Annotated in this window: 22 protein-coding genes, 1 tRNA gene and 1 riboswitch; of the genes, 15 read left to right on the top strand and 8 right to left on the bottom strand. The window is 32.5% G+C overall.

The features are described from left to right. Nucleotides 1-4: 4 nt before the first annotated feature. Nucleotides 5-586 (bottom strand): alpha/beta hydrolase, encoded by a 582-nt coding sequence (locus ACNMOQ_RS13825; RefSeq protein WP_416350008.1) that lies wholly within the window; start codon nt 584-586, stop codon nt 5-7. Nucleotides 587-622: 36 nt separating this feature from the next. On the opposite strand from ACNMOQ_RS13825, the gene ACNMOQ_RS13820 reads away from it, so the two are divergent. From ACNMOQ_RS13820 to ACNMOQ_RS13800, 5 genes are all read left to right on the top strand, one after another. After that, nucleotides 623-1,594, top strand: coding sequence for a VOC family protein (locus ACNMOQ_RS13820; protein WP_135031828.1), 972 nt, complete (start codon nt 623-625; stop codon nt 1,592-1,594). A gap of 15 nt (nt 1,595-1,609) precedes the next feature. Continuing rightward, nucleotides 1,610-1,972 (top strand): hypothetical protein, encoded by a 363-nt coding sequence (locus ACNMOQ_RS13815; protein WP_315295746.1) that lies wholly within the window; start codon nt 1,610-1,612, stop codon nt 1,970-1,972. 229 nt (nt 1,973-2,201) lie between these two features. Continuing rightward, nucleotides 2,202-2,525: a PadR family transcriptional regulator gene (locus ACNMOQ_RS13810; protein WP_016999234.1), complete on the top strand. Its 324-nt coding sequence runs from the start codon at nt 2,202-2,204 to the stop codon at nt 2,523-2,525. Beyond that, nucleotides 2,518-3,078 carry an HAAS signaling domain-containing protein gene (locus ACNMOQ_RS13805; RefSeq protein ID WP_064211292.1) on the top strand — a complete coding sequence of 187 codons (561 nt, stop codon included), beginning with the start codon at nt 2,518-2,520 and terminating at the stop codon, nt 3,076-3,078. Before ACNMOQ_RS13810 ends, ACNMOQ_RS13805 begins: the two co-directional genes overlap by 8 nt. Continuing rightward, the gene (locus tag ACNMOQ_RS13800; RefSeq protein WP_064204272.1) at nt 3,075-3,866 is read left to right on the top strand and encodes a DUF4097 family beta strand repeat-containing protein; all 792 of its coding nucleotides are present in this window, start codon (nt 3,075-3,077) and stop codon (nt 3,864-3,866) included. Before ACNMOQ_RS13805 ends, ACNMOQ_RS13800 begins: the two co-directional genes overlap by 4 nt. A gap of 115 nt (nt 3,867-3,981) precedes the next feature. Here the strand turns inward: ACNMOQ_RS13800 and ACNMOQ_RS13795 are convergent, their stop codons facing one another. Further along, on the bottom strand, nt 3,982-4,323 hold the full coding sequence (locus ACNMOQ_RS13795) for a helix-turn-helix domain-containing protein (protein WP_231051521.1): 342 nt from the start codon (nt 4,321-4,323) through the stop codon (nt 3,982-3,984). 129 nt (nt 4,324-4,452) lie between these two features. After that, a riboswitch (guanidine-I (ykkC/yxkD leader) is annotated at nt 4,453-4,551 on the top strand. A gap of 50 nt (nt 4,552-4,601) precedes the next feature. On the opposite strand from ACNMOQ_RS13795, the gene ACNMOQ_RS13790 reads away from it, so the two are divergent. Together ACNMOQ_RS13790 and ACNMOQ_RS13785 are read left to right on the top strand one after the other, a co-directional pair. Beyond that, nucleotides 4,602-4,925 (top strand): DMT family transporter, encoded by a 324-nt coding sequence (locus ACNMOQ_RS13790; protein ID WP_016999238.1) that lies wholly within the window; start codon nt 4,602-4,604, stop codon nt 4,923-4,925. Between the two features lies 1 nt (nt 4,926). Further along, the gene (locus ACNMOQ_RS13785) at nt 4,927-5,241 is read left to right on the top strand and encodes a DMT family transporter (RefSeq protein WP_016999239.1); all 315 of its coding nucleotides are present in this window, start codon (nt 4,927-4,929) and stop codon (nt 5,239-5,241) included. Nucleotides 5,242-5,248: 7 nt separating this feature from the next. Here the strand turns inward: ACNMOQ_RS13785 and ACNMOQ_RS13780 are convergent, their stop codons facing one another. Continuing rightward, on the bottom strand, nt 5,249-5,701 hold the full coding sequence (locus ACNMOQ_RS13780; RefSeq protein ID WP_416350007.1) for a GNAT family N-acetyltransferase: 453 nt from the start codon (nt 5,699-5,701) through the stop codon (nt 5,249-5,251). A 107-nt stretch (nt 5,702-5,808) separates the two neighbouring features. Here ACNMOQ_RS13780 and ACNMOQ_RS13775 point away from each other — a divergent pair, with 107 nt between their 5' ends. The 3 genes from ACNMOQ_RS13775 to ACNMOQ_RS13765 all read left to right on the top strand — a co-directional run bounded on the left by ACNMOQ_RS13775 (nt 5,809) and on the right by ACNMOQ_RS13765 (nt 9,222). Next, complete coding sequence (locus ACNMOQ_RS13775; protein WP_064211294.1) at nt 5,809-6,705, top strand: TIGR01777 family oxidoreductase; 897 nt, start codon at nt 5,809-5,811, stop codon at nt 6,703-6,705. A gap of 127 nt (nt 6,706-6,832) precedes the next feature. Continuing rightward, nucleotides 6,833-8,044: an ornithine--oxo-acid transaminase gene (gene rocD / locus ACNMOQ_RS13770; RefSeq protein WP_016999242.1), complete on the top strand. Its 1,212-nt coding sequence runs from the start codon at nt 6,833-6,835 to the stop codon at nt 8,042-8,044. Between the two features lie 107 nt (nt 8,045-8,151). Beyond that, nucleotides 8,152-9,222 carry an NAD/NADP-dependent octopine/nopaline dehydrogenase family protein gene (locus tag ACNMOQ_RS13765; protein WP_016999243.1) on the top strand — a complete coding sequence of 357 codons (1,071 nt, stop codon included), beginning with the start codon at nt 8,152-8,154 and terminating at the stop codon, nt 9,220-9,222. 82 nt (nt 9,223-9,304) lie between these two features. Here ACNMOQ_RS13765 and ACNMOQ_RS13760 read toward each other — a convergent pair whose 3' ends face one another. Continuing rightward, nucleotides 9,305-10,468 carry an MFS transporter gene (locus ACNMOQ_RS13760; RefSeq protein ID WP_064204269.1) on the bottom strand — a complete coding sequence of 388 codons (1,164 nt, stop codon included), beginning with the start codon at nt 10,466-10,468 and terminating at the stop codon, nt 9,305-9,307. 177 nt (nt 10,469-10,645) lie between these two features. On the opposite strand from ACNMOQ_RS13760, the gene ACNMOQ_RS13755 reads away from it, so the two are divergent. Beyond that, nucleotides 10,646-11,575 (top strand): VOC family protein, encoded by a 930-nt coding sequence (locus tag ACNMOQ_RS13755; protein ID WP_064204268.1) that lies wholly within the window; start codon nt 10,646-10,648, stop codon nt 11,573-11,575. A gap of 218 nt (nt 11,576-11,793) precedes the next feature. On the opposite strand, the gene ACNMOQ_RS13750 is transcribed toward ACNMOQ_RS13755, so the two are convergent. The 4 genes from ACNMOQ_RS13750 to gltC form a co-directional block, all read right to left on the bottom strand. Continuing rightward, nucleotides 11,794-12,561, bottom strand: coding sequence for a YibE/F family protein (locus tag ACNMOQ_RS13750; protein WP_017000867.1), 768 nt, complete (start codon nt 12,559-12,561; stop codon nt 11,794-11,796). Further along, nucleotides 12,561-13,676, bottom strand: coding sequence for a YibE/F family protein (locus ACNMOQ_RS13745; protein WP_017000868.1), 1,116 nt, complete (start codon nt 13,674-13,676; stop codon nt 12,561-12,563). Before ACNMOQ_RS13745 ends, ACNMOQ_RS13750 begins: the two co-directional genes overlap by 1 nt. Before the next feature lie 71 nt (nt 13,677-13,747). Then, nucleotides 13,748-14,359 carry a DNA-3-methyladenine glycosylase gene (locus tag ACNMOQ_RS13740; protein ID WP_416350006.1) on the bottom strand — a complete coding sequence of 204 codons (612 nt, stop codon included), beginning with the start codon at nt 14,357-14,359 and terminating at the stop codon, nt 13,748-13,750. Between the two features lie 15 nt (nt 14,360-14,374). Beyond that, nucleotides 14,375-15,262, bottom strand: coding sequence for a glutamate biosynthesis transcriptional regulator GltC (gene gltC, locus ACNMOQ_RS13735; RefSeq protein ID WP_216684000.1), 888 nt, complete (start codon nt 15,260-15,262; stop codon nt 14,375-14,377). A gap of 144 nt (nt 15,263-15,406) precedes the next feature. Here gltC and gltB point away from each other — a divergent pair, with 144 nt between their 5' ends. The 4 genes from gltB (at nt 15,407) to ACNMOQ_RS13715 (ending at nt 22,576) form a co-directional block, all read left to right on the top strand. Next, nucleotides 15,407-19,900 (top strand): glutamate synthase large subunit, encoded by a 4,494-nt coding sequence (gene gltB / locus ACNMOQ_RS13730; RefSeq protein ID WP_416350005.1) that lies wholly within the window; start codon nt 15,407-15,409, stop codon nt 19,898-19,900. A gap of 15 nt (nt 19,901-19,915) precedes the next feature. Next, entirely contained in the window at nt 19,916-21,373 is a 1,458-nt protein-coding gene (locus ACNMOQ_RS13725) for a glutamate synthase subunit beta (protein WP_416350004.1), read from the top strand. 60 nt (nt 21,374-21,433) lie between these two features. Further along, nucleotides 21,434-21,526 (top strand) — tRNA-Ser (locus ACNMOQ_RS13720). 132 nt (nt 21,527-21,658) lie between these two features. Then, a complete protein-coding gene (locus ACNMOQ_RS13715) occupies nt 21,659-22,576 on the top strand; it encodes a S66 peptidase family protein (protein ID WP_064211301.1) in 918 nt (305 codons plus the stop codon). The last annotated feature ends 11 nt before the right edge of the window (nt 22,577-22,587 follow it).

The raw sequence follows: 22,587 nt of genomic DNA, 5'->3' as shown, positions 1-22,587 counted from the left end.
ATTGTTAAATTAAACTTTTTAATAACTCTATTTCTGGATCAACTAGTTCATGACCGCTATCTAATAGTTCGAAATGGACTTTTTTGAAGTAAGGTTTAAGTTGTTCTGCTAAACCTTTCACATCGCCTGGCAGCGCAGAATAATCGTTAGCACCAGCGGTAATAATTAAAGAAGTGTTATGATAATTTTTTGAAATGTTATAATTTAATTGAGCTGGATGTAATAGTAAAATTTGATCTACGTGTGCTAAAGATTGCTCGAGCAGACCAAGTATAAAGTTTGCTCCATTTGAGTACCCTAAAAATATGACTTTATCATATGAATGTTCGTAAATGAAATGGTTCCAAAATTGTATGAATGATTTTGTACGATGATTGAAATCATCTCTATCAAGTTGATTGTTTTTCAGTGGTGCAAAAAAACGTCTTTCTATGCCTTCACCAACGTTGCCTAAAAAGCTAAGTGTATTAACATCTGGCATTATTTCACCGGAAATAGGTAGCAGCTGATATTGATTGCCCCCAGTACCGTGAAACAGTACAATAAGCGTATTGTTATTTTGATTTTCTTGTAAGAAGTATTCCATAAAATCTCCTCCATAAATTTGAAAGGGGTGTCGTGTATGAATCACCATTCAATTATACACCATGTATCCATTATAAATAATGACGCAGAACAATCTTTTAATTTCTATCGTAATATATTAGGTCTTAATTTGCTAATGAAGACTGTAAATCAAGAAAATTATGAAATGTATCATATATTTTTTGCAGATAAATACGGACGTCCTGGGACTGAAGTAACTTTATTTGAAATGAAAGAGGGAACTAATAATCATTTCGGTACGAATGCGTTTGATAGATTATTATTTAAAGTGCCTTCAAAAGAATCTTTAAAATACTGGGAAAGACGCTTCGATGAACTTGACGTTTGTCACTATGGTTTAGAAATTTACACTGACCGCAGTCTTATTCGCTTCGAAGGTCCAGACGAGACACCACTAGGTTTAATCGTTATGTCTGATCAAGAGAATTTAGATGATTATTACACAGATGAAAAAGGTATAATACCTATAGAGCATCAAATTATTGCATTGGATTCTGTACATATGCGAACAAAGTATCCTGAGGCAAGTAAACAATTTTTCCAAAAATTATACAATTGGGAAGCGTACGAACGTACTACATTTTTCGATACTCAATTACCCGTTGAGATATTGCATAACAATCAACATAGTATGTATCATGAGATACATATCGTGCATGACACATTTAATAAACTTGAAGAACAAGGATTTGGGGGTATTCATCATGTAGCTATCTCAGCAAATGATGAGGAAGCACTTGTTCAAATTGAAAAGACATTAGATAAATTGAATATGAAACACTCATCAATAAAAAATAGAGGTTTCTTTAAATCTATTTATTATAGAGATCCTAACCAAGTGCTTTTTGAAGTTGCAACAATGAAACTCAATATCGACGAAGTGAAGTTCGAACAAAAATCTTTCGAAGAAATACCACTTTATTTGCCGGAACATTTAGAAGAAAAACGTACATTTATTGAAAAACAACTTAGAAAATCAAAATTTTAAATGAGGTGATTTTAATTGAATTCAGTAATTGAAAACATTAAATTTAAACCACGGCGATTTATATTTATGTTTGTAATACCAGCTATTTTAATCATAGTATGTTTAGCCATATTTAAAACGTCAACTTTCACTTTTTGGATAGGCGCGTTCTGGATTTTAATAATTTTCCAAGGCTTTAACACGTCAGTATCAAGTGAAATTTTAAATGATGAACTCAATAATATCATTAAAGAAAAAGGAATTACAAAAGAACAACTATTTGAAATAACTGGTTTAACTAAATATGAAGTGACTGAAAGAAATGGTCATTATGACTTTTATTTTTCAGGTTCCAAAATGAAAAAATATTTAAAAATGCTTAAAAATTATGATGCTTAAATAGATAGTATTTGATTTGAAAATCCTTGTTCAAGATAATTCTCCTAATCCGTTAGATGTTAACTTTCGGATTAGGAGAATTTATTTTTATATAGCATTTTTAATTTTTGATATAAATATATCTAGACTATTTATTGTTCAGTACCTTGCATTGTTTAATAGTGTGTGGTATATTTTTTGCAACAGCTATTATACATTGTTTAGTACTGAATAATGTGGGGGAAAAATTATGAATATACAATTTAAAAAAGGTGCACTTGAATTTATAGTATTACTTATTATCAAAGGTGAAGACCAATATGGGTATTCATTAATTCAAAAAATAACACCTAGAATCATGATATCTGAAGGAACGGTTTATCCATTACTTAGACGTTTAGTTAAAGACGATTATTTAACGACTTATTACAAACCTTCAACTGAAGGACCAGCTAGAAAATATTATAAAATAACGGATTTAGGAATTGAGAGGTTAGAAAGTTTGTTGGATGAATGGAAGAGCTTTACAGAAGCGGTAGATTTATTTTTAGAGGAGAGTGAAATTGATGAATAAAAAGACATATTTAAACACGTTAAATAAACATTTGAAGAATATTTCTGATGAGGAACGTGCCGATATTCTAGATGAATATGAAACTCATTTTATTAGTGGTATCGAAGACGGACAAACTGAAGATATGATTGCTAAAGAGCTAGGACATCCTAAAGAAATTGCTAAAGAGCTCAATGCGACATTAGCACTTGATAGAGCAGAAACAAATAATAAAGTGGGTAACGTATGGCAAGCCATTATATCTGTGATGGGACTAGGAATATTAAATTTCTTTGTTATTTTAATTCCATTTGTCATTATTATTTCTATTTTATTTAGTTTTATCGTGACAACATTATCTTTATTAATTACACCAGCAATGTTGATTGTAAAAGGGCTTTACAATGGATTTGATGCAATACAATCAATTGACGTTTATGTCGTCCTAACTAGTTTTGGTTTAGGTTTAATGATATTTACAGTCACTTATTTATTAACGAAATGGTCGTATAAATTGTTTGTAAAATATTTAAGATGGAATATTTCTATCGTTAAAGGAAGTGCTAAATCATGAAGAAAACATTATGGATATTATTTGGTGCTGGATTAATTTTGTTTATAGTATTTGGCACTATGACGTTAATAGAAGGTCAAAAATCAGCAAAGAACATGAGTGAAGAAACGCTTATTAATGAAACTTACCAAAGTGAGATAAAGAATATCAAAGTAAATGGAAAAGATGCAGCCGTAAAAATTAAAAAAGGTAACCAATTTAAAGTGAAATCAGTTGGAAGCAAAGATGATTTCCAAGTAAGCTCAAAGGTTAGAGGCGATACTTTAGATATTAATGTTAAAAATCAATTTGACATAATAAATTTTGATTTATTTAAAAACATGCATACACAAATTGAAGTTACAGTACCAGAAGAATTAAATAGCTTAAATGTAAAAACAGATACAGGGAAATTAAGCGTTAAAGATATTAAATCTCAAACTTCAACATTTAAAGTAGATACAGGTATGATAGATATTTCAAATTCACAATTGGGAAATTTAAAAGTGGATTCAGATACTGGAAAAATTTCAACGCATAATATAGATTTTGAAAGTGGCAAATTAGAAGCAGACACAGGAACAATTAAAATGAATGGTGTACCAGTTGATAAACCACTTAATATTAAGACAGACACAGGTGCTATTAAACTAATATATAATGAAGCACCAAAGAATACATTTTTAGATATTGAACAAGACGTCGGTAATGCTAAAATCAATCAACCAGAATTGAAAAATAAAAAAGTAGGATCTGGAGATAATTTAGTGAAAATTACGAGCGATGTGGGTTCTATTCAAATAGATTAATCAAATATTTTAGAAGCACTTAGGACATAAGTCCCAATTCAAAATAAACAAGCATATCACTTAACTAATATTTTAGTTAAAAGTGATATGCTTATTTTTATAAAATCATTATAAATTATTTTGAAGAAATATCTTTTATTAAATGATAAACTTCTCTTTTCTTCTCTTTACTTAAAGATCTTAATAATTGTATAGATTCATTAATGAGCATGGAGTCTTCTTCGTCTTCATAAGCTTCAGGGACATTGACCCACCCCATGATATACGCAGGTGTTGTTGAAAGAGCGATAGCTAATTTTTCGACCATTTTTGGCGTTAGTTTAGAAGTCTGTCCCGTTTCATAACGAGAAATTGTAGACTGGTTTACATCAGCTAGTTTAGCTAATTTATATGTTGTAAATCCAAGTTCTTCCCTTCTTTGTTTAATACGATATCCTGTATGATTCAATGATTTCACCTCAATTACTTTAAATCATAGTCTGTTATATATATTATATATGATTTGTGTTGTTATTTGTTAATTTGTGATACGAATTATACTTTCATTGACCAGTCAAAATCTATTTGCTATAATTCAAATTAATTTAATAAAGCTTTCTAGGGTTCCGTAACACAATGTTAGCCTGGACCGAGAGAAAGCCACAAGTTAATGCTTGTGACACGGAAGGATAAAAGCCTGGGAGACTTATTTTTAATATAAGTTTCCCGGGCTTTTTAATTTGAGGAGGAATCATAATGAATTGGTTAAAAATTATCATTGGTGCAGTATTTGAGGTGGTCTGGGTAGTTGGTTTAACACATTCAAGTAACGTATTAGAATGGATTGTTACTTTAATAGCTATTGTAATTAGTTTCTATTTATTAATAACAGCTTCAAAAGCATTACCTGTTGGAACATCGTATGCAGTTTATGTTGGTTTAGGTGCTACGGGTGTCACAATTGTTGATTTTGTATTTTTCGGACAGCCAGTCGTCATTGGCAAAATCATTTTAATCATCACACTTATCATCGGTGTAGTAGGTCTTAAATTAGTTACACCAGAAGGGGAGGAAAGTTAAAATGGCTTGGTTAATATTAATTATGGCAGGTTTATTTGAAATGTTAGGCGTACTCTTCATTAATATTTACTCAAAAAGAAATAACGTTAAATCTTTATTAGGTCTCATGTTATTCTTTGGCTTAAGCTTTATTTGTTTAACAATCGCAATGAAAAGTATTTCGATGAGTACGAGTTATGCTGTTTGGACAGGCATTGGTGCTGTCGGTGGTGCATTATTAGGAATTATATTCTACGGTGAATCCAAAAATATAAAAAGAATTTTATTTATCGGAATCATACTAGCGAGTACAATCGGTTTAAAATTAATTAGTTAACGTTATTTTATAAATCATAATTTATTTCCATCCATTCAGGTGCTTCTTCAAATCCTAATTTTTTATAAACGGGTTTACCTAAAGGAGAAGCAGCTAAAAATATTTTTTTAATGTCACGCGCTTCAGCATCTTTAATGAGTAAAGAAATAATTTGTTGTGCGATGCTACGACCTCTAAAGTTAGGATGTGTGTATATATTAGTTACGTATGCACGTTCTCCTGATTGGTTTATGTATGAAGGAGGAAATGGATAATAAATAATTGCGCCCGTAGCAATTACTTCTTCATTTTCGACTGCTAAAAGCTGATAAAGAGATTCGTCTGTTATGACATTTGTAAAAAATGTTTCTAAATCATGATCAATATCTATAATGGGGTTTGAGCCTTCATCTATTAATTGTTGTTTTCTTAGTTTTACAATTATATTTAAGTCATCAATCGTTGCTTTTCTTATATGCATGATAACTACTCCTTGTCGTTTATTTATTATGGGTCATTTTTTGATTTAAGGGTATAGTACCATTATAGATGAACAAATAAAACAACTTAAATTAAAGTAGGGATAAAATGAAAAGAATACTCATAACAGGTGGCACAGGTTTAGTAGGAAGTGAACTAGTTGATTATTATTTGGCAAATAACGATGAGGTCTATGTTCTAACGAGAAGTGATAGAGATTCTAACAATACATCTTTATATTATATTAATTGGTCGAAAGACAATTGGGAAAAAGCAATACCGAAAATAGATGTTGTAATCAATTTAGCCGGAGCTAGTTTAATGAACCGTTGGACAGAGGATTATAAAGAAACTATTATGAATAGCCGTATAGAATCAACGAATCGTTTGTTTAAATTTTTTGAGGCACAAGACTATGCACCAGAAGTATTATTTAACGCGAGCGCAGTTGGTTATTATCCACCTTCCAAAGTTGTATCTTATGACGAATATGATCAATTCTTATCTCATGACTTCTTATCTACAGTCGTTGAAAGATGGGAAGAAACAGCATTATTATTTAAAGAATTAGGAACAAGAGTCGTTATCGGTAGATTTGGTATCATTCTTTCTAATAAGGGAGGGGCTTTGACTACAATGGTTAAGCCTTATAAATTCTTTGTTGGCGGTTCTTTAGGTTCAGGAGAACAGTGGATGAGCTGGATACATCTTGAAGACTTAAAAGAGGCTATAACAACTTTAATTAATAATAAAGATAAACAAGGTGTGTATAATATTTGTAGTCCAAACCCTGTGCGTCAAAAAGTGTTAGGAAAAACAATTGCTCAAACTATAAATAGACCGCATTTCTTGCCAGCTCCAAAATTTGCTTTAAGGGCGGTCTTAGGTGAACAATCGACAATGATATTAGATGTACAAAGAGTATTTCCTAAGAAATTATTAGAGATGCGTTTTCCTTTTAAATATCCAGAAATCGATGAAGCAATCAAAGATTTATTAAATTAAATAGATTAAATTATTAAAAGAGAAGTGAAAAACTTCTCTTTTTGTTTTGACTTATTCTCCGATAATATGTATCATATATGAATAATAATACGAAATATAGAATATTTATTATGAAGGTGGATGTTAAATGAATAATTATATTGAACTAACTGAAAAGTATAGCCCGAATAACTATAGCCCTTTAAATATTGTTTTGACAGAAGGTAAAGGTGCATATGTTAAAGATTCAGAAGGTAATACATATATTGATTGTGTGTCAGGTTTCTCTGTATTAAATCAAGGACATTGTCATCCAAAAATCATTCAAGCATTCTTGGAACAAAGCCAAAAGATTACGATGACTTCAAGAGCTTTATATAGTGATAATTTAGGTGTGTGGGAAGAAAAAGTATGCAAACTCACGAATAAAAATAAAGTCTTGCCGATGAATACTGGAACTGAAGCGGTAGAAACAGCAATTAAAGTTGCGACAAAATGGTCACAAGATGTGAAAGGTTTAAATGCGCATGATGCTGAAATTATAGCGATGGAAGGTAATTTCCATGGCAGAACAATAGGCTCATTATCTTTATCATCAAATGATCAATATAAAGAAGGATTTGGTGAGCTAGCTGGCAATATAAAATATAGTGAATTTGGAAACATTGAGGATTTATCTTCTAAAATCACATCTCAAACTGCAGCTATTATATTAGAACCAATACAAGGTGAAGGTGGCGTCAATATTCCACCAAAGAACTTTATTAAAGAAGTTAAAGAATTATGTGATGAACATAATATATTATTAATAGCTGATGAAATTCAAGTCGGATTAGGCAGAACTGGTAAGATGTTAGCAATTGAGTGGGAAGACGTTGAAGCGGATATAATATTACTCGGAAAAGCTTTAGGTGGTGGCTTTTATCCAATATCAGCAATAGCTGCTAATGATGATATTATGCAAGTTCTGACACCTGGAACACATGGATCGACTTTTGGTGGTAATCCATTGGCTTGTGCGGTTTCAATAGCATCATTAGATGTGTTAATCGATGAGTCTCTACCAGAGCGCTCTGTAGAATTAGGAGATAAATTATTAAAGGGTCTCCAAGAAATTAAAAGTCCAATTATTAAAGAAGTAAGGGGCCGTGGTTTATTTATGGGAATAGAACTCAATGAAAATGCACAAGAAATAGTATCAGAAATTAATCAACAAGGTGTTTTATGTAAAGAAACACAAGGAAATATTATTCGTTTGGCACCTCCATTAGTTATTGAAGATAAAGATATTGATACCATCATTAACGTTATAACTGGTGTTATAGAGCGTGTATCAACGAAAGAATTAAATGAAAAATAAAATTTTTAAACGTTTTTAGTTAATAATTGTAATCATTATGTTAAAATTTCTTGGGTATTTATAAAATAAGCAATTATTTATGATACTAAAAGAAAGGAGTTTTAAAAATGAAAATTGCAATTGTTGGCTCAGGTAATGGTGCAGTAACAGCTGCTTTAGATATGATAGATAAAGGTCACGAGGTTAAATTATATTGCCGAAATCAGTCTATAAATAAATTTGATAAAGCTTTTGAAAAAGGTGGATTTGAATTTAATAATGAAGGCGATAGTAAGTTTATAAAATTCACGAATATTAGTGATGATATTGAATATGTATTGAAAGATGCAGAATTAATTCAAATGATTATACCATCATCATTTATAGAACATTATGCTAAAACGATGGCGCCTTTTGTTAAAGAGAATCAATTAATACTCTTTAATATGGCAGCAGCAATGGGATCTATTAGGTTTATTAATGTATTAGAATCTAAGCATATTGATTTTAGACCACAATTTGCTGAAGTTAACACATTAACGTATGCTACACGTGTTAATTATGATACTGCAGAAGTAAACTTATCTTTAAATGTGAAAAAAGTGCACTTTTCAACATATTATAAAACTTATTTAAATGAAAGCTTTAAATTAGTAGAGAAGTTATACCCTTATGTTGTTAAAGAAGAAAGTTTATGGAAAACAAACCTAGAAAACGGTAACCCAGAAGTACATCCTGGCCCAACTTTATTAAACGTTGGTCGAATAGATTACTCAAAAGATTTCTCATTGTATTCAGAAGGTATTACACCTCATACGGTAAAATTACTTCATGCTGTAGAATTAGAAAGATTGGCACTCGGAAGAAAATTAGGGTTTGAGTTAAATACTGCTAAAGGTGCTCGTATTGAAAGAGGTTATTTATCAATAGAAGACGAAAACGTTCCTCTTAATAAATTGTTTAATGACAGTCCTGTCTTTTCTCAAATACATGGACCAAATTCAGTAGACAATCGCTATCTTACAGAAGATATTGCATACGGATTAGTACTTTGGTCAAGTTTAGGGAAAGTTATCGGCGTAGAGACCCCTAATATAGATGCAATTATCGCTATTGCATCGACAATTCTAGAAAGAGAATTCTTTGAAGAAGGTCTAACAGTAGAAGAACTTGGACTAGAAAAACTAGGCTTAGCATAAAGTAAAAAGTGTTAACAATAAAAAAGAGTAAAGACATTTACACACTGTAGATGTCTTTACTCTTTTTTTATTAATAAATTATTTAAGTTGTGCTATCTCTAAATAGAGAACGGCTAATGAACACAGCTATAAAGGTTAAGAGTAGTGACAATATACCAATGCCTAACCATTCTAAATGTACATAGATATAACCGCCTAATATTGTTAATAAACTTGAGCCTACATAGTATCCTAGTAAATATAATGTAGACGCATGAGACTTGCTTGATTCTGTAAGTGTAGCTATATAACTACTTTGAATAGAATGTGCACCAAAGAATCCAAATGTCATTGCTGCTAAACCTACAATATCAATAGGTAAGTATGTGATGAATGTTAAGGCAATACCTACAATCATAATGGTAATGGCAAGTGCGTAAGCTTTTTTAACACCAAGTTTAATACTTAATTTACCGAAATTGATAGAGCTATATGTACCAATTAAATAAAGTATAAATATAAAAGCAATAGTGGATTCGCTTAAAGAGAATGGAGGTTGTTCAAATCTAACAGTAATATAACTGTAAATTGTGACGAAGGTACCCATTAATAAAAATGATAATGACATTGTTTTTAAAACTGCTGGAATTTTTAATAATTGAATGTATTTAAGCAAATGTTGTTTAGGAGAAATCCAGTTCGGAGTTTGGACTTTTGATACAGGTAATAAAGAGACCATCAAAATAGCAAAAATTAAATTAATTACGCTTAATGTACCAATTGCAATTTGCCAATTGAATAGATCAGTTAAAATACCGACAACGACACGTCCAGACATACCACCAAACGTTGTGCCTGCGACATATAAACCCATAACCTTACTTACACGGTCTTTATGAACTTCATCAGCAATATATGCCATGGCAGTAGAAGGAACGCCACTAAGTACTAAACCCATTAATCCTCGAATCACTAAGAAAGCCTCAAATTGCTTAACAAATACACTAATCAAAGAAAGTATACTCACTAATAATACAGAGATAGACATCATACGTTTTTTTTCAATGTTGTTTAACATTGGAACGATAACTAATCCGACACCTAGCATAAAAGTAGAAATAGAAAGTGTTAAGCTCACATCAGATAACGAAACATCAAAATAGTGACTTAAGCCATTAAATATCGGTTGAGTTACATATAAACTGGAAAAAATAATAAAACCAGCTAATAACAAAGAAATTGATCTCTTTTTCTGTTCACTTGTCATGACGCATCTCTCCTTATTTTTTAATCATACATTTAAAAAAATGATTTTTCGAAAAATATGCATATTAAGACTACCCTCTCACTGAGTCCACTGCGACCGGTGTCTAAAGTGAGTTGTATTTTTGTGCATGGATAATGAAACAGTTATAATGTACTTAAATATATAGGAGGTACAATTATGGTAGAAATATTAAGGCATCATCATATTTCAATGTTAACGAAAGATGCGAAGTTAAATAAAGATTTCTATGTAAACAAACTTGGTTTACGATTGTATTTAAAGACAGTCAATCAAGATGATACATCTATGTACCATTTATTTTATGGAGATGAAGTTGGCACACCTGGAACGTCATTAACATTTTTTGAGTTAAAGCCGATGGGTCAAACTTACAAAGGTACGAATAGTATATCTAGAATAGGATTGCTTGTACCTAGTGAAGAAAGTTTAAGTTATTGGAAAGAGCGCTTTGAAGAAATGGACGTCGACCATGATGCGATTGGCATTTACAATGGGCTTATGGCACTTCATTTTCGTGATCATGAAGGTCTAGAAATGGTATTGTTACCTAATGGTGATAGAAGGACGCCACAAGATTGGCGTAATAATAGTTATTCAGATGTTCCGAAAGAACACCAGATTATGGGCATGGGGCCAATAGAATTTAAAATGGACCAAGTTACTGATATGAAAAACTTCTTGGAAAATGATTTAAACTTTGATGTCGCTGATTCCGAAAGTGAATTGCTTTATACAAGAGATCAAGAAGGATTGTATAGTGATATCGTACTAGTTGAAGAACAAGGAAAAAGAGAAAAACCGGGTAAAGGTAGTATTCACCACCTTGCTTTATCAGTCGCGGATGAAGAAGAGTTAAAGAAAGTAAAAGAGCTATTAGATAGTAAGAATGTCGTACATTCTGGCATAATAGATAGAGATTTCTTCAAAAGCTTGTACTACAGACATTCACATATATTAATTGAATTTGCTACAGAAGGACCGGGTGTCCCATACGATGATATTGATCAACTAGGAGAAAAATTAGATTTGCCAAATTTCTTAGAGTCTAAGAGAGAAGAAATTGAATCAAATTTAGAGCCTATTTAATTAGAAAAGAATTCAGAAGATAAATGTTCTTGAGAACGAACAAAATCTAAAGTTTTATAAAAAATGAGGCTGGGACATAAATACATGTCTCAGCCTCTTTTATTATAATGGCAGTAGCTGACTGGATTGAAAATGCGCTTATATCAAGCTTTTTCCAACCCTAGTCCCACTCCCATTATTTTGAGTAAGGAGTTTATTTTCGAACTTTTTTACATACTCTAATGTTCATTTAATTTATTGCGTCTTTTTATTAATTGTACTGTGATGATAGACGTTATAGGAATAGCGATACTGACTGCTATACCACCTAATAATATTGAAATGATTTCAGCTGCAAATATTTTAGCGTTTATAATTTCTCCAAATGTATAATTTAATTTTCCAAACCAAAAGAACAATGTAATTTGTCCGCCTATATAAGCAAAATATATTGTGTTTGTTGTTGTTGATAATATATCTCTACCTATAGTAAGTCCAGATTTAAAGAGTTGTTTTAAAGATATATTTGGTTGTGCTTCATATAGCTCGTACATAGGAGAACTGATAGAAATTGTTAAATCTATTACAGCTGCAATTACAGCTAAAACGATGGTAAAGACCATTAATTGTGCATAGTTAATACCGATATTCATCGAAAAGATATAAGTTTCATCTTGTTCTTCTTCTGTGAAACCTTGCAACATAGATATATCTACAATAAAGTATATTAATCCTATGAGAATGAGCGTTGTTATTATTGTAGCTAAAAATGCTGATTGTGTTTTTGTATTATATTCATTGATATAGAACAAATTGATGCATGCTATTAATAAACAAAAGATGATAAGCACGATAAAGATTGGTGCTTTATAGATAATAAGTAATATTGCGATAAATAATGTGAATATGTTTAAGAATAATGTTATAAATGAACGAAATCCTGTTTTGCCTCCGACTAAAATCATTAAAATGAGAAGGATAACAGCTAAAATGAAAGTAGTATCCATTATTTAGCCTCCTCTCTCTGCATAAATAACATCACGATAAAAATCGTAATAGGAATCGTGATGACAATACCTATTCCGCCCATCAAAGCTCTTGAAATTTCAAGGGACCAATTCATCGATAGTGTATACGTTACAGTATTGTTGTTTTTAAAATAAAGTATAACCATTGGGATACTTCCAGATAAATATGCAAAGAATAGTATGTTGGTCATTGTACCCATAATATCTTTACCTATATTGATACCAGATTGCTTTAACCGCTTCATAGATATTGTAGGATGTTGCGCCTTTATTTCATATAACGAACTTGTGAGTGTGATGGCAACATCCATAACGGCTCCTAAAGAACCGATTAAGATGGAAGCTAAGAATATTTGTGTTGGTTGAATTGTTAAAAAGCTCATCGTTTCATATTTGATACCATTACTGTTTGTTAAAGTCATAATCAGTTGAGAAATTCCTATACTGATAAAAGTGCCGAGCAATGTTGAAAGAATTGCAACGAATGTCTTTTTTGAAAACCCACTGACTAAAAGTAACGAAATGATAGTAGAAAAAATAACGGTTATAGCCATTAAAATAAAGAAATGCTGATTATCGTTTTTCATGAAATAATTAATCATTATTAAAATGACAGATACATTTATAAACAACGAGATAATTGAATAAAGGCCAGATTTTCTACCAACCATGAGTAAAGTGAATAAAAATAATCCGGTCATAAACACGACAGACGTATCTCGTTTTAAGCCTTTAATAATTGCAGAGCTTTCTTCACCAGTGTATGAGATGAGAACTTCATCACCTTTACGGTACTTTTCAGAGTCAGTAAGTGAGTCTGTGTATTTATGAGGTACGGTTAATGTTTTGCCTTTATATTTTCCATTAACAATTTTTAATTTTATGTTTTCGGTATGTACGATATCTTTGTTTTTATTTTGGTCAACTGTATTTTTACTTTTTTGATCCGTAATATTTGTGATGTGGCCAATAGGTGTCTTATAAAATTGCGCGTTATATTTTGTGAAGATTAAAGCCCCTATTAATAATACGATGAAAGCTAATATCGCTATATTGAAAGGTTTCTTTAAACTCGTTTTGAATTGCTGTTTCATATCATTGCACCATCACTTTTAATTTGTATTGAATAACGTATAGTATACGTATGAAAAAATGTGAATTCAAACTATTTCCATGTTTGTTCTATTGGTAATGTATCACGCTTTCTCGCTCTCGAAATATAAGGATGCCCCGCAACAGTAAATCTTAAATGTTTTTCTGTCCATTCACCTTTGTTAGGTACGCCAATGCGAGCAGATGTATCGATGTTTTTAGGGTACTTTCGATTCATCGTATCGATTTTAAGACTGCCCGCTCCAATTTTTGTGCCATCTAGTGATTTAGATATTTGCATAGCTTGTGTGAATTTCCCAGGTCCATTTGTAAGTTCCACACCCGTCTTGTGATTACGGTTGATTTCCATTTGTTCTATGCCATTTTCAGGTTCTATAGCTCTTAATAACACACCTTGAGGTTCACCTTCAGTTTGTGTAACGAAGTTGATGAGCAACTGTTTGTGCATACTATGAGCATAAATTGTGCCACCTTCACAATATAGCGATTTGACACTCTTTGTATTTTTCCCGTTAAAGGAATGTGCAGCTTGATCGTGAATATCTACATATGCCTCTGTTTCTACAATATAACCTGTGTAAGTTAAGTCTTCAGTTTCATGAATCAGTCTTACCCCTAATAAGTCCTGAGCAATCTCTTCGGTTGTTCTATTAATAAAGTCCATTGATTTAATTACCTCCTAATGATAAGTCGTTTGTCTATGAAGTAAAGTCTGAGCAAAATTGACGAATGCATTTAATTGCGCATGTTGGTTGTTCTGTTGATAGACGATATAAATTGTTCTTTTCAGTTCTGTGTGCGTAAGAGGTATTTTAACAAGGCGTTCATCCTCTATACCACCACTTAAATAATCAGCGATAATTAAAACACCTTTCTCAGCTAGTAGTGTTTGTTTTAATAAAGTTGGATTTGAAATTCGATATACTTTTTGTGAAGCGTGTTTCCTTATAAGTTGTGCGATTTGATCCGGCAGTGTGTTGTAATAATAAATATATTGATGACTGAGTTGAGACAATGGTGGTTTCGGGTTCATAGATAAATCATTGTTGTTATGAACATATAAATTATAAGTTTCTTCAAACAAAGTGTTTTTAATAGTGTTTTTATTATTCATCATTTTAGGTGTTAGTTCACAAAGTGCGACGTCTATTTGATGAGCGTTTAGAGCTTCTTCAATTTCTATAGGTGTCATAAGCATCGGTCTTATTTCTATATTATGTTCTTGTTCAAACGATTTAATAATTGCAGGTAAGGCTTGTGCAACATAGCTTTCAGTATAAGCTAGTCTAATAGCTCTCTTATCAGTCTGGTCTTGATGAATAAATAATTCAGTAGTTTCTTCTACTAAATCTAAAATTTGATTCGCGTAAGATAGTAGTAATTCACCACGTTCAGTTAATTTTACATTTCTACCTTCTCTTAAAAATAAAACTGTATTGAGTTCTTTTTCTAAATTTGCAATTTGTCTGCTAATAGCTGATTGAGCAATTTCTAATTCTAATGCAGCTTCTGAAATGTGTTCTCGTTGTGCGACTTCTCTAAAGTATATTAACTGTTTAATTTCCACGCTTCCCACCTCTTAGATTTATATTATCTAATTTTTAGATATATTTCATCTATTTTATATATTGTTAAGATAAGTCACATTAAAGTATGATGTTAACTATAAATTAGAGAAGATTCTGAAATTTTAAATTCGAGGTGATGTAGTATGTCATTAAAAAAAGATAGAAGACGACTTGGCCTATATGATTCAGCAGATGAGCATGATGCTTGTGGAATTGGTTTTTACGCCAATATGGATAATAAAAGGTCACATGATATTGTACTGAAATCAATTGAAATGCTTTGCAGATTAGATCATAGAGGTGGAGTTGGCGCTGATGGTATTACTGGCGATGGTGCTGGTATTATGACAGAAGTCCCTCACCTCTATTTTAAACAGAAGCTAAAGTTAAAATTACCATCTGAAGAACATTATGCAGTAGGGATGTTTTTTACAGATAAAAAGATTGCGGGTAGTATTCACGAAAAAAAGTTCAATGCTTTCTTTGAAGAAGAAGGCTTAAAAGTTATAACGTATCGAGACGTACCAGTAGATACTTCTGTATTAGCTGATCATGTTGCAGAAACAATGCCAACAATACAACAAGTTTTTGTTGAAAATAAAACGAGCGAACATTTTGATCGTTCGTTATTTATTGCTCGTAAACAAATTGAACGTTATGGTGAAGAGCAAAATTTAGATTTATACTTTGCAAGTTTATCTAGAAGAACGATTGTATATAAAGGTTGGTTGCGATCGGATCAAATTAAAGGATTATATGTCGATTTATTAGATGACGCATATGAATCAAAATTCGGTTCAGTTCATTCAAGATTTAGTACGAATACATTTCCGAGTTGGAAAAGAGCTCACCCTAATAGATTATTGATGCATAATGGTGAAATCAATACGATTAAAGGTAATGTGAATTGGATGAGAGCGCGCCAAGATAAATTAATAGAAACGATTTTTGGAGATGTTAAAGATAAAATTGGAGAAGTTTTAGACGAATCTGGTAGTGATTCTTCTATTGTAGATAATGCGCTTGAATTTTTAAGTTTAAGTATCCCACCAGAGCAAGCGGCTATGTTACTTATACCTGAACCATGGTTATACAACGAAACACAAGACCCTAAAATTAGAGCTTTCTACGAATATTACAGTTATTTGATGGAACCATGGGACGGACCAACGATGATTAGTTTTTGTGACGGTGATAAATTAGGAGCGTTAACAGATAGAAATGGATTAAGACCAGGTCGATACACAATTACTGACTCAAATGAAATTATTTTCTCATCTGAAGTTGGAGTAATTGATGTTGATGAAGAGCATGTTCTATATAAAGGTCAATTAAACCCAGGAAAATTATTACTTGTTGATTTTAAAGAAAATAAAGTTATTGAAAATGACGAATTGAAACAAAGAATAGCAAGCGAATATCCTTATGAAGAATGGGTACGTCAACAAGATTTAAATATTAACGACGTCATAGCGACACCATCAAGAACAAGTCAAGATCAATTATTCCAATTACAAAGAAGGTTTGGTTATACAAAAGAAGAAATCAATAAATATATGACGGAGTTAGTTAGTGAGCGAAAAGACCCGATTGGTGCTATGGGATTTGATACACCAGTTGCAGTATTGAGTACACAACCTGAATCATTATTTAATTATTTTAAACAACACTTCGCACAAGTTACCAATCCACCAATTGATTCATATCGAGAAAAAATTGTAACGAGTGAAATGGTTTATTTAGGCAAAGAAGGTAATCTATTAGAACCCCATCAAGATAATACGAAACGTATACAGCTAAATCATCCTGTATTGTCTAAAGCACAACTTCAAAAAATCCAAAATAGTACTTATCAGACAAAATTTATTTCTACGGTATATGAAACATCGCTTGAAGATGCTTTAGACGAACTATCGCATAAAGTTTCACAAGCTGTAGCAAATGGTGCAGAAATAATAGTACTAGAAGATGAGTCGGTAAATGATTTAGAAAACCAATTTGCTATGCCGATGTTATTAGCAGTTAGTCATATTCATCAAAGTTTAATTAGAACTGGTCAGCGACTTGATACAAGTATCATTGCATATTCAGGTGAATGTCGAGAAGTCCATCATTTAGCTACTTTAATTGGATATGGCGCTAATGCAGTTGTTCCATATTTAGCACAGTATACAATAGAAGACTTAACAGAAACGGGTAGACTAACAGGTACTGTAGAGCAGAATATCGATGCGTATAGTCAAACGTTGTCAGCAGGATTGATTAAAGTGATGGCTAAGATGGGTATCTCAACTGTTCAAAGTTACCAAGGCGCTCAAATATTTGAAGCGATAGGTTTAGGCCAAGATGTAATCGATAAGTACTTTACAGGTACACCGTCTAAACTATCAGGGATTTCAATTGAAACGATAGACCAAGAAAATAAAGCGAGACAATCTGAAAATATTAAATATTTAAATTCTGGAAGTACGTTCCAATGGAGACTACAAGGTGACTATCATGCCTTTAACCCTAAAACGATTCATTTATTACAACATGCGTGTAGAGAAAATGATTACAAGATGTTTAAAGAATATTCAGAAGCGGCTGATAGTGAAAGAATGACTCATTTAAGAAACTTGCTTGAATTCAAAGAGAAAAAAGCAATCGATTTAAAAGAAGTAGAATCAGCTGATCAAATTGTAACAAGATTTAAAACAGGGGCAATGAGTTTTGGTTCAATATCTGAAGAAGCACATCAAACATTAGCAGAAGCAATGAACCGTATTGGTGGTCGTAGTAACAGTGGTGAAGGTGGAGAAAATCCAGAGCGTTACATCGTGAAACCGGATGGTACAAATTATATGAGTGCTATTAAACAAGTTGCATCTGGTAGGTTTGGTGTTACAAGCGATTACTTGCAACATTCTAAAGAAATTCAAATTAAGGTAGCGCAAGGTGCTAAACCAGGTGAAGGCGGACAATTGCCAGGCACTAAAGTTTATCCTTGGGTAGCTGAAGTTCGTGGTTCAACGCCTGGTGTAGGATTAATATCACCGCCGCCACATCATGATATTTATTCAATTGAAGATTTAGCACAGCTAATCCATGATTTAAAAAATGCAAATCGCACATCAGATATTAGTGTGAAACTTGTTTCAAAATCAGGTGTAGGAACAATTGCTGCAGGTGTAGCAAAAGCTCATGCAGATAAAATTGTTATTAGTGGCTATGACGGCGGTACTGGTGCTTCACCTAAGACAAGTATTCAACATGCAGGTCTACCATGGGAAATCGGTTTATCGGAAACACATCAAACACTTATGTTAAATGGTTTACGTTCCCGTGTCACATTAGAAACAGACGGAAAATTAATGACTGGCCGCGATGTTGCATTAGCATGTGCATTAGGCGCTGAAGAATTTGCTTTCGCCACGGCACCGTTAGTAGTCCTTGGCTGTATTATGATGAGAGTTTGTCATAAAGATACGTGTCCAGTAGGGATTGCTACACAAAATGGAGAATTAAGAAAACTATTTACTGGAAAAGCAGACCATATAGTAAACTTTATGTATTTTATTGCCGAGGAAATAAGAGAAATTTTAGCTTCATTAGGCCTTAAGTCTATGGATGAGTTAGTAGGTCGAACAGATTTATTAGAAGTTTCGGAACGCTACTACACACACCCTAAAGCGAAAGAGCTAGATTTAGAGGCATTACTATTTGTTATCGAAGGAGATAAACATCGCATTATGGATCAAGATCACCAACTTGATAAAGGTTTTGATTTGTCTAAACTTTATGATGATGCTAAAGCTTCTATTGATTATGGTGAGAAATTTGTTGGAAGCTATAATATTAGAAATATTGAGCGTAATGTTGGTGTGATAACTGGTAGTTATATTACGGAAGTACATGGAGAACCTGGACTCCCAGAAGATACGATTTATGTCAAAACGTTTAAACATGCAGGACAAAGTTATGGTGCATTCACGCCTAAAGGTATGACTTTACATCATACTGGCGATGCGAATGACTATTTCGGAAAAGGGTTATCAGGCGCTAAACTTATTTTAAAGGCTCCAAACGAAGCAAGAGAAAATAATATTATTGTTGGTAATGTATGTTTTTATGGTGCAACGAGCGGTACAGCGTACATTAATGGACGAGCTGGTGAACGTTTTTGCGTTAGAAATAGTGGTGTAAATGTGGTTGTAGAAGGCGTGGGTGACCATGGTCTAGAATACATGACTGGTGGACGTGTCGTAATTTTAGGTGATGTTGGACGTAACTTCGGTCAAGGTATGAGTGGTGGCGTGTGTTACGTTGCTCCATCTGACATAGATGCATTTAAAAGAACAAACGCACTTGACACGCTAGAATTTGAAACGTTAAAAGATAAAAGTGAAATTACTAATTTGAAATTAATGCTAGAGGATCATGTTAAATATACAGATAGTAAAAAGGCGAAAATCATGTTAGAAGATTTTGATTTAATCGCGGAGAAAGTTGTAAAAGTCATTCCGAAAGACTATAAATTGATGATGCAGAAAATTTCACAGCATAAACTAGAAAATGAAGAAGATGCACTGTTAAATGCGTTCTTTGATGATCGTAAATCTATAGGTGATGAAGAAGAATTAGCTTCTGTTTATTAAGAAGGAGGGCATAATATGGGTGAATTTAAAGGTTTTATGAAGTATCCTAAAAAGCAATTGGATGAGTTATCTTTAAAAGATAGAATTAATGGATATGAACCGTTCCAACAAAGATTTACTACAGAAGATGCTTCGACACAAGGCGCACGTTGTATGGACTGTGGAACGCCTTTTTGTCAAACAGGTTCATCATTTGGGAGAGATACGATAGGTTGTCCAATAGGTAATTATATTCCGGAATGGAATGACTTAGTATATAGAAAAGATTTCGAAGAAGCTTTTGAAAGATTGTCTGAAACTAATAACTTTCCTGAATTTACCGGACGTGTTTGTCCAGCACCTTGTGAGTCATCTTGTGTGTTAGCAATAAATAATGATTCAGTAGCGATTAAAGGTATAGAACGTACAATTATAGATGAAGCATACGATATGGGGATCGTTAAACCGAAAGTTCCAAATACACGTTTAGAAGAAAAAGTCGCTATTATCGGGAGTGGACCTGCAGGCTTAACCGCAGCAGAAGAGTTAAATTTATTAGGGTATCAAGTCACGGTATATGAACGTAATCATAAACCAGGAGGACTATTAATGTATGGTATTCCAAGTATGAAATTGGATAAATCAGTTATTGAGCGCCGTATTAAATTGATGGAAGAAGCAGGTATTGTTTTTAAGACCGACATTAATGTAGGGAAAGACATCACGAAAGAAGAACTTAATGAGCAATATGATGCTATTATCGTTTGTACAGGGGCTCAAAAAGGTAGAGACTTACAATTAGAAGGACGTATGAGTTTTGGTATTCATTTCGCAATGGAATATTTAACTGAACAAACACAACTACAAATGGGAGAAATTGAAGAACCAACAATAACGGCAAAAGGGAAAAATGTGATTGTAATTGGCGCGGGAGATACTGGTGCAGATTGTGTGGCAACTGCACTAAGAGATGATTGTAAATCAGTAGTCCAATTTAATAAATATGTACGATTAACTGATAAAATGGAACAAAACACTGCGTGGCCATTACCAATGCCTATATTTAAATTAGATTATGCGCATAAAGAATATCGTGAAAAATTTGGATTTGAACCAAGAGCTTATGGTATTCAAACAATGAGGTATGATGTAGACGAAAACGGTAATATTAGAGGTCTATATACACAAGTATTAAAAGAAACAGATGACGGTATGGTTATAGTAGAAGGTACAGAACGTCATTGGCCCGCAGATTTAGTATTACTTTCAATCGGATTTGAAGGTACAGAACATTTAGTTCCTCATTCATTTAACTTGAATACTGATCGTAATAAAATCGTAGCTAATGAAAGAGACTTTAAAACAAATCAAGATAAAATATTTGTTGCAGGAGATGCTAGAAAAGGTCAAAGTTTAGTTGTTTGGGCAATTAAAGAAGGACTTGCAGTAGCAAAAGCAGTAGATAAGGCGTTAAAGGAAAAAATTACAATATAAATTATTGAAATATTATTGACATCAGTCTTGGCTTGGTATAAGATAAATATTGTCTTATTTGGAGGAATACCCAAGTCCGGCTGAAGGGATCGGTCTTGAAAACCGACAGGGGCTTAACGGCTCGCGGGGGTTCGAATCCCTCTTCCTCCGCCATTATTATTAAATATCCAAGACTATTATATAAACAAGCACTACCTACTTTTGTAGGTAGTGCTTTTTGTTTTGTACAAATGTTTTATAATTTTGTTATAATATAAGAATATTCTGACAAAAAGGGGTGTTTTAATGAAAGCGAAGAGATTAAAAAAGGGAGATACAATCGGTGTTGTTGCTTTAGCAAGCCCTCCGAACCAAGAACATTTAAAAATTGGCTTGGGACGTTTGGAAGAGCGATATGATATTCATTTTAAATTAGCGGAAAACATACACGATACTTATGGTCATCTAGCGGGAACAGATGAAGTAAGACTAAAAAGTTTGCATGATATGTTAATGGATGATGAAGTAAAGGGCATCATATGTGCATGTGGAGGATATGGAACACCGCGTATTGTTGAACAAATTGATTTTAATCTTTTTAAAAAACACCCAAAAATTATATGGGGCTATAGTGATATAACTTGCTTACATAATGCCATTAGACAAGAAACTGGGTTAGTAACATTTCAAGGGCCAATGATCTCTTCTGATATTGGAGAGAATTATCATGATATTTCCATTAATAGCTTTGAACAATTGTTTGAAGGTAAAGATTTAAATTACCCTGTAGAACAATTAAGATTTAAACCATTTGTGAGTGGTCGCGTAGAAGGAGAGATAGTAGGGGGATGTCTATCGCTTTTAGTATCTAGTTTAGGGACACCTTATGAAATTGATACAAAGGATAAAATACTTTTCTTAGAAGATGTAGGAGAAGAACCGTATAAAGTAGATGGTTTTTTACAACAATTAAAATCTGCTGGAAAGCTAGACGATGCAATTGGATTTATAATTGGTCCATTTACTAATAGTAAACCTAAAAAGCCAGAGAAATCATTAAAAATGGAAGAAGTATTACAGCATTTTATAGGCAGTTTAAATAAGCCTACTGTAAATGAAGTGGATATAGGCCATTGCACACCACATTTTGGCATTCCATTTGGGACTAAAGCAATATTAGATGTAGATAAAAAGGTTTTGCAAATTGAGTCTGGTGTTTATTAATGCAAAGGGGG

This window comes from Mammaliicoccus lentus (assembly GCF_947036595.1).
GTDB classification, from domain to species: Bacteria; Bacillota; Bacilli; order Staphylococcales; family Staphylococcaceae; genus Mammaliicoccus; species Mammaliicoccus lentus.
The sequence above is the reverse complement of the archived record's forward strand: the minus strand, read 5'-3'. Positions and strand labels throughout refer to the sequence as shown.

Excerpts from the sequence above, each read along its gene's own strand:
- ACNMOQ_RS13745 (WP_017000868.1), bottom strand. The coding sequence starts at position 13,676 with ATGAAACAGCAATTCAAAACGAGTTTAAAGAAACCTTTCAATATAGCG.
- ACNMOQ_RS13805 (WP_064211292.1), top strand. The coding sequence starts at position 2,518 with ATGAATAAAAAGACATATTTAAACACGTTAAATAAACATTTGAAGAAT.
- ACNMOQ_RS13760 (WP_064204269.1), bottom strand. The coding sequence starts at position 10,468 with ATGACAAGTGAACAGAAAAAGAGATCAATTTCTTTGTTATTAGCTGGT.
- ACNMOQ_RS13740 (WP_416350006.1), bottom strand. The coding sequence starts at position 14,359 with ATGGACTTTATTAATAGAACAACCGAAGAGATTGCTCAGGACTTATTA.
- ACNMOQ_RS13825 (WP_416350008.1), bottom strand. The coding sequence starts at position 586 with ATGGAATACTTCTTACAAGAAAATCAAAATAACAATACGCTTATTGTA.
- ACNMOQ_RS13715 (WP_064211301.1), top strand. The coding sequence starts at position 21,659 with ATGAAAGCGAAGAGATTAAAAAAGGGAGATACAATCGGTGTTGTTGCT.
- ACNMOQ_RS13750 (WP_017000867.1), bottom strand. The coding sequence starts at position 12,561 with ATGGATACTACTTTCATTTTAGCTGTTATCCTTCTCATTTTAATGATT.
- ACNMOQ_RS13765 (WP_016999243.1), top strand. The coding sequence starts at position 8,152 with ATGAAAATTGCAATTGTTGGCTCAGGTAATGGTGCAGTAACAGCTGCT.
- ACNMOQ_RS13790 (WP_016999238.1), top strand. The coding sequence starts at position 4,602 with ATGAATTGGTTAAAAATTATCATTGGTGCAGTATTTGAGGTGGTCTGG.
- gltB (WP_416350005.1), top strand. The coding sequence starts at position 15,407 with ATGTCATTAAAAAAAGATAGAAGACGACTTGGCCTATATGATTCAGCA.
- ACNMOQ_RS13800 (WP_064204272.1), top strand. The coding sequence starts at position 3,075 with ATGAAGAAAACATTATGGATATTATTTGGTGCTGGATTAATTTTGTTT.
- ACNMOQ_RS13785 (WP_016999239.1), top strand. The coding sequence starts at position 4,927 with ATGGCTTGGTTAATATTAATTATGGCAGGTTTATTTGAAATGTTAGGC.
- ACNMOQ_RS13780 (WP_416350007.1), bottom strand. The coding sequence starts at position 5,701 with ATGCATATAAGAAAAGCAACGATTGATGACTTAAATATAATTGTAAAA.
- ACNMOQ_RS13810 (WP_016999234.1), top strand. The coding sequence starts at position 2,202 with ATGAATATACAATTTAAAAAAGGTGCACTTGAATTTATAGTATTACTT.
- ACNMOQ_RS13725 (WP_416350004.1), top strand. The coding sequence starts at position 19,916 with ATGGGTGAATTTAAAGGTTTTATGAAGTATCCTAAAAAGCAATTGGAT.
- rocD (WP_016999242.1), top strand. The coding sequence starts at position 6,833 with ATGAATAATTATATTGAACTAACTGAAAAGTATAGCCCGAATAACTAT.
- ACNMOQ_RS13820 (WP_135031828.1), top strand. The coding sequence starts at position 623 with ATGAATCACCATTCAATTATACACCATGTATCCATTATAAATAATGAC.
- ACNMOQ_RS13775 (WP_064211294.1), top strand. The coding sequence starts at position 5,809 with ATGAAAAGAATACTCATAACAGGTGGCACAGGTTTAGTAGGAAGTGAA.
- ACNMOQ_RS13755 (WP_064204268.1), top strand. The coding sequence starts at position 10,646 with ATGGTAGAAATATTAAGGCATCATCATATTTCAATGTTAACGAAAGAT.